The 4,864-nt window shown below is 64.1% G+C and carries 6 protein-coding genes; 1 reads left to right on the top strand and 5 read right to left on the bottom strand.

The window, feature by feature from the left end:
- From Q4E95_RS09565 to Q4E95_RS09550, 4 genes are all read right to left on the bottom strand, one after another.
- Positions 1-297: cbb3-type cytochrome c oxidase subunit I (locus tag Q4E95_RS09565; RefSeq protein ID WP_303383090.1), on the bottom strand; the 297-nt coding region annotated here is incomplete at its 3' end.
- A 10-nt stretch (positions 298-307) separates the two neighbouring features.
- Positions 308-1,171 carry a cytochrome c oxidase subunit II gene (coxB, locus tag Q4E95_RS09560; RefSeq protein ID WP_303383089.1) on the bottom strand — a complete coding sequence of 288 codons (864 nt, stop codon included), beginning with the start codon at positions 1,169-1,171 and terminating at the stop codon, positions 308-310.
- 258 nt (positions 1,172-1,429) lie between these two features.
- Entirely contained in the window at positions 1,430-1,798 is a 369-nt protein-coding gene (locus Q4E95_RS09555; protein WP_303383088.1) for an iron-sulfur cluster assembly accessory protein, read from the bottom strand.
- A 79-nt stretch (positions 1,799-1,877) separates the two neighbouring features.
- Entirely contained in the window at positions 1,878-3,290 is a 1,413-nt protein-coding gene (locus Q4E95_RS09550) for a M20/M25/M40 family metallo-hydrolase (RefSeq protein ID WP_303383087.1), read from the bottom strand.
- Between the two features lie 86 nt (positions 3,291-3,376).
- On the opposite strand from Q4E95_RS09550, the gene Q4E95_RS09545 reads away from it, so the two are divergent.
- Positions 3,377-3,973: a DUF3043 domain-containing protein gene (locus Q4E95_RS09545; RefSeq protein WP_303383086.1), complete on the top strand. Its 597-nt coding sequence runs from the start codon at positions 3,377-3,379 to the stop codon at positions 3,971-3,973.
- Between the two features lie 105 nt (positions 3,974-4,078).
- Here Q4E95_RS09545 and Q4E95_RS09540 read toward each other — a convergent pair.
- The coding region (locus Q4E95_RS09540; RefSeq protein ID WP_303383085.1) for a quinone-dependent dihydroorotate dehydrogenase at positions 4,079-4,864 on the bottom strand (786 nt) is incomplete at its 5' end.

Raw genomic sequence — 4,864 nt, 5'->3', positions numbered from 1 at the left:
GAACAGCGGAGTACCGAACATCAGCAACATGATGGTGCCGTGCATGGTGAACAGCTGGTTGTACTGTTCCTTGGTCTCCAGGATCTGCATGCCCGGGTCAAAGAGCTCCGCGCGGATCAGCAGCGCCATGACGCCACCGGCACAGAAGAAGACGAAGGACGAGATCAGGTACATGTACCCGATGGTTTTGTGGTCCGTGGAGGTGAGCCAATTGACAATCACCTTGCCCTTGGACCTAGGCACAACACGGGGAGCGACCGTGGTCGCTTCGTCCCGCGAGTATTCGAGCGTAGACATTGCCTATCCCCTAGTTGTTGGACGTTTCGTTCTGGTTCGGGTTGCGGTTGTACTCTTCACCGACGGAGCCAACGTTGCCCTCGCTGCGCAACTGCTGCATCTGAGCGTCGTACTCTTCCTGGCTCACAACGGCAACGTTGAAGAGCATTTCGGAGTGGTACTCACCGCAGAGCTCGGCACACTTGCCGGCGAAGACACCCTCGCGGCCGGTGGTGAAGCTCATGTAGTTGGTGCGCTCCGGGAACATGTCGATCTTCTCGAGGAAGGCCGGGACCCAGAAGGAGTGGATGACGTCACGAGACTTGATTTCGAGCTCGACCTGGCTGTCCACCGGGAGGTACAGGGTGGGCAGAGTTTCCTCCACACCTTCCTCACCGGTCAGGTGTGCCTGAACACCCTGGAAGTAGACGTCGTCGTCGAGGTAGTTGAAGTCCCAGGCCCACTGTTTGCCGTACACCTGGACGGTGACGTCCGGGTTGTCGTGCCGTGCCGTGATGGCCGTCTGCGCCCGCTCCGAGAAGAAGAACAGGGATACGATCAGGGCGATCGGGACAATCGTGTAGAAGACCTCAAGCGGTGCGTGGTAGGCCAACTGGCGGGGGTAGCCGGTCTCGTTCTTGCGACGGCGGTAAGCGATCATGCACCACAGCATGAGGCCCCAGGTCACCAGACCCACTGACAGAGCTGCGACCCACGAACCAATCCACAGATCCATGATGTGGTCCGCGTTGTCAGTGGTGCCACGCTGGGTAGGCAGGAAGCCCACCTTGGCTTGTTCTGAGCAAGCAGTGAGCGTGGTCGCAGCCAGGACTGCCACTGCCGAGGCCTTGAGCATCCGGCTTCGGCGGCTGCCGGATCGAGTTTGCGAACTCACAGACGGCCCTTCCTCTTCTTTGTGTCAGCTCCGTATCCGCCTGTGCTGGGCACAGGGCACACGTTGCCCGTTAATTGATCTCCCTAGAGAGCTTACCTCCCGGCTGGCGCTTCTGCTGACACTGTGTCACCGTGCCGTGTCGCCATTCTGGGCGGACTGAGACAGCGTGTGCGCGATGCCGCTGGACACATGAAGAACGGGGTGAACCCCGCGCATTGGTGCGCTGGGTTCACCCCGTTCTGCCGGGTTTGTGAGCTTCTAGTGGAAGGAATCTCCGCACGCGCAGGAACCCTGCGCATTGGGGTTGTCAATGGAGAAGCCCTGCTTGGAAATGCTGTCCTCGAAATCAACCGTGGAGCCGCTGAGGTAGGGAACGCTCATCTTGTCCACGATGACCTCGACACCGTCGAAGTCGCGGGTGTGGTCACCGTCTAGGACTCGCTCGTCGAAGTAGAGCTGGTAGATCAATCCGGAGCAACCCCCGGGCTGAACTGCCACGCGCAAGCGCAGGTCGGTGCGGCCTTCCTGGTCCAGGAGATCGCGGACCTTCTGGGCGGCGACGTCGGTCAGCAAGACCTCGTGGGTCGGCAGGTCCTGGGTGGTCTCGTTGTCGGTGGTGACGCTCATGGTGCTCGCTTTCTGTCCAACCGGGGCGGTCCGCGGAAACGAACCTTTCATTAAACTTCAAACGCCGCGGGAGCGGGAATCATTCCGCGTTGCGGCGGCCTTGTTCGGCCAGCGCCGCAAGGACGAGTGCCTCTGCCGTCACCGCGTGGAGGAAGTCTCCGATGTGCAGTGACTCGTTGGCACTGTGAGCCCGCGTGTCCGGATCCTCGATACCCGTGATCAGGATCTGGGCATCAGGGTACGCCTCCGTGAGGGTCGCCGTAAACGGGATCGACCCGCCCATACCGGATTTCACGGCGGGGCGCCCCCACGCCTGCTCGAAGGCCCACAGGGCGATCTGGGAACCGAGGGCCTGCGTGTCCGCGCGGAATGACGGGCCGGCCTCCTCCACGGAGAAGTCCACGTGCGCGCCGAACGGTGCGTTCTCCTCGATGTGCTTGCGCAGGGCCTCCCCCGCGTCCTTGGGGTTCTGCCCCGGTGCAATACGCAGGCTCAGCTTGGCCCGGACGGTCGATGCGATCGTGTTGGATGCCGTAGCCACGTCCGTCACGTCGATACCCGTGACGGACAGCGCGGGTTTGGTCCACAGGCGTGAGGCAATCGAACCCGTTCCCGCCAGCTGCACGCCGTCGAGCACGCCGGCGTCCGCGCGGAACCGGTCCTCCACATAGTCGACGTCCACGTCGTCCTCGGAAAGCAGACCCGCCACCGCAACGGCGCCGCGGTCATCGTGGAATGTCGTGATCAAGCGGGCCAGCAGCGTGGGGGCGTCCAGAACCGGGCCGCCGTAGATCCCGGAGTGCACCGAGTGGTCCAGCACGGACAACTCCACGATGCCACCCACCACACCGCGCAGGCTCGTGGTCAAGGCGGGGACTCCCACTTCCCAGTTGGCCGAGTCGGCAATCACGATCACATCCGCGGCGAGCCGCTCACGATACCGGGCGAGAAACGCCTCGAAGCCGGGCGAACCGGCCTCTTCCTCGCCCTCGATGAACACCGCCACACCCAGGGATGGTTCCTCACCCCAGTGCTCGAAGAAGGCCCGAAGCGCACCAATGTGTGCCATGACGCCCGCCTTGTCATCAGCGGCACCACGACCCCACAGCCGCCCGTCCTTCTCGACGGCCTCGAAAGGTTCCGTGTTCCACAGCTCCCGTTTCCCCGGGGGCTGAACATCGTGATGGGCGTACAGGAGGATGGTGGGAAAGCCCGCGGCCGGAGCCTTTCGAGCGACGACCGCTGGGTGCCCGGGCCGATCATCCTGGTCGACCCGCAGGATGTCCACGCTGTCGAAGGGCAGCTCGGCGAGCAGGTCCCTCACGGCCTGGGCGCTGCGCTCCAGGTCCTGGGGGTCGAAGGATTCCCAGGCAATACCGGGGATGGCCACGAGCTCGGAGAGCTCCCCCAGAAGTTGTTCTCGCGATCCGGTCACGGTCGCCCGCAACGCCTCGATGGTGTCCTGTTCCAGTGGGGTGAACTCGGTACTCATGACCCCCACACTATCGCCGGGTCACCCTCACCCGCCGGAATAAGCCACGATGCAGGTTCTGCCGAGGACTCCGCTATCCTGGATCGGTGTTTGGACGCAAGAAAGCAGATGAATCCACGGGGTCCACGGCCGTAGGCGCCTCGAGCGAGCCGGTTGAGACCGCGCCCGTCGCCGGCGGCAAGGGCCGCCCCACTCCCAGCCGTAGGGAACAGGAGGCCGCCCGCAGGCGACCCCTGGTCCCCGCCGACCGCAAGATCGCCAAGGCGGAATCCCGCCAGGTGGAGCGTGAACGCCGCGCCGTGGCCCAGGCGGGGATGGCCGCCGGTGACGAACGCTACCTCGGCCCCCGCGACCGCGGTCCTCAGCGCCGCTTTGCCCGCGACTGGATCGACTCCCGATTCAACATCGGCGAATTCGTCTTGATCTTCCTGATCCTCATGCTGTTCATCCTGTTCCTGCCCAACCAGGCCATTGGATTGACGTTCATCTGGATCATGTACGGCTACATTGCCTTGTGCGTGATTGACGCCTTCATCACCACCGCGCGCATGATGTCCGTGATGCGCCGCAAGTTCGGGGACATTCAGCGAGGCACACGCTGGTACGCCGCGATGCGCACGTTCACCATTCGACGACTTCGACTGCCCAAGCCGCAGGTTCGCCGCGGGGAACGCCCCGCGTAGGCTCCGGCCTTTTCATCTGCCACAGCAAGGGGACCCGCACCGGATCGGTGCGGGTCCCCTTGTGCATCGCGCCTCGATCCGCACTCGGGACCGACCGCTCGATCGTCAGCCACGAACGCGGCGGGCCGCCTTCTTGAGCCCTCGGTTGATTCTCGCCGCCCAGAACGGGCCTTCGTACAGGAACGCGGTGTACCCCTGCACGAGATCCGCGCCGGCATCGAGACGCTCGATCACGTCCTCGGGGGTGGTCACCCCGCCCACGGAAATCAGCGTCAGACGCTCACCCGCGTGCTGGCGCAGCATTTTGAGAACTTCCAACGAACGACGCCGCACGGGTAGCCCGGACAGCCCGCCCGCACCACACGCGGTGACCTCGTCCTCCGTGCTGCGCAGGCCCAGGCCCTCGCGAGCAATGGTCGTATTGGTGGCGACAATTCCTTCTAGTCCCACGTCCAAGGCCAGTTGAGTGACCGCCCGCACGTCTTCGTCGGCCAGGTCCGGCGCGATCTTGACCAGTAGAGGCACGTGACGCCCCGTGACGGCATCGGCTTCTTCACGCACAGCCCCGAGCAGGGGACGCAGCGAATCGAGCTCCTGCAGCTGCCGCAGCCCCGGGGTGTTGGGCGAGGACACGTTGACCACCAGGTAATCCGCGTAGGGGGCAAGGGCTCGAGTGCTCGTGACGTAGTCCCCCACCGCGCGCTCGAGGTCCACCATCTTGGTCTTACCGATGTTCACACCAACGATGGGCCGCTCGAGTCCGGTCTTGAGAGCCTGCTCCTCCAGCGATTGCAAGGTGGCGGCCACCCGCGGGGCGACCGCCGCCGCGCCGTCGTTGTTGAATCCCATCCGGTTGATCACCGCTCGGTCCTTGATCAGGCGGAACAAGCG

The organism is Kocuria sp. (assembly GCF_030536815.1).
GTDB lineage: Bacteria > Actinomycetota > Actinomycetes > Actinomycetales > Micrococcaceae > Kocuria > Kocuria gwangalliensis.
Note: the sequence above shows the minus strand (reverse complement) of the source record. Positions and strands in the feature narration are given on the sequence as shown.

Coding starts and splice junctions, on each gene's coding strand:
- Q4E95_RS09550 (WP_303383087.1), bottom strand. CDS start 3,290: ATGAGTACCGAGTTCACCCCACTGGAACAGGACACCATCGAGGCGTTG.
- Q4E95_RS09555 (WP_303383088.1), bottom strand. CDS start 1,798: ATGAGCGTCACCACCGACAACGAGACCACCCAGGACCTGCCGACCCAC.